Origin of the sequence: Puniceibacterium sediminis (assembly GCF_900188035.1) — a bacterium.
GTDB classification, from domain to species: domain Bacteria; phylum Pseudomonadota; class Alphaproteobacteria; order Rhodobacterales; family Rhodobacteraceae; genus Puniceibacterium; species Puniceibacterium sediminis.
On record NZ_FZNN01000068.1, the window covers coordinates 1 to 1058 of the forward strand.

Sequence of the window (1058 nt, forward strand, 5' to 3'; positions counted from 1 at the left end):
CGGTAGCGGGCGGGAGGTGGCTTGCTCATAAAGACCCTCTAACCGCATAGATTCACGTTGTGAATCGTCCATAGTCAGAGTTGTGCAACAATGCCCCGCTGGAACATACGGTTTCGCCGTATCCGAGGCACGCGCCGCGGTCACCGTATGAACAGCTGAAGCCCTGCTGGCTGATCGCGCTGAATGGGATCAGCGCAAAAGTGACCAGGATGGTCGCGAGCTTCATTCCATCACCTCCAGCTTTGGCAAATCGCGCACGATTTCCATGGTTCGCAGGCTGACGGTGATGACGGGTTGGAAAAGTTCCAGCGGATATGCGGGGTTGTTCATCGTCTCGTTGGCATAGCGGTTGGCGTCGTTTTCGATGCCGCTGGCTTTGTCGACCTTCACCACCTGGCGTTCCATCACCCATTCCAGCGCGGGCTTGCCGTTCACGACGTAGTCGTAGGCCTCCAGCGGGATATCCTGCATGGTGATGTTGCCGTTGTAGATGACGCTGGTCTTGTCCTTTTCCTTGCCGTTCTTGCCGAAGGCCCATTTCGTGACGCGGTAGAAGGCCTCGGGGTTCTTGATGTCGGCCAGGCGCAGGTCGCCTTGCTTGATCGTGACCGGGTAGCGTTCAACCGTTTCGTAGTTCACATGCAGATCGCCGAGGGTGCGACCCGCGCGGCTGAAGGCCCAGAAGTCGGCGGCTGTTTTCACGCGAGGGATGCGGGGGAGGTTCTTATAGACGCTCTCAGCATAGCGCGTTCTGTAGTCTGGAGAGTGCAACAATCCGTAAGTGTAATAGAAAATATCATCCTTTTCTATCTTCTCTCCCGGCCAAGCCGTCTGGAAGTGGGCTAACGATTCATTAGTAATACCGTCTCGGGATATAGTTCCAGTGCTGGCCAAGCTAAACAAGTCTTCTTCTTCTCGCTCAGCGATTTCATAAACTTTGAGTGGGAAACACTGCCCCCCATGGGCATTGTTGCACAACTCTGACTATGGACGATTCACAACGTGAATCTATGCGGTTAGAGGGTCTTTATGAGCAAGCCACCTCCCGCCCGCTACCG

General features: G+C 55.2%; 2 protein-coding genes. Both read right to left on the reverse strand.

The window, feature by feature from the left end; all coding sequences use genetic code 11:
• Nucleotides 1-52 precede the first annotated feature (52 nt).
• Entirely contained in the window at nucleotides 53-226 is a 174-nt protein-coding gene (locus CHB75_RS21845) for a hypothetical protein (protein ID WP_176439248.1), read from the reverse strand.
• On the reverse strand, nucleotides 223-978 hold the full coding sequence (locus CHB75_RS21225) for a type ISP restriction/modification enzyme (RefSeq protein ID WP_217898822.1): 756 nt from the start codon (nucleotides 976-978) through the stop codon (nucleotides 223-225). The genes CHB75_RS21845 and CHB75_RS21225 overlap by 4 nt, the downstream gene beginning before the upstream one ends.
• Nucleotides 979-1058 lie beyond the last annotated feature (80 nt).

What these genes read in the sequence shown, in the direction of transcription:
- CHB75_RS21845 (WP_176439248.1), bottom strand. Translation starts at nt 226, where the DNA reads ATGAAGCTCGCGACCATCCTGGTCACTTTTGCGCTGATCCCATTCAGC.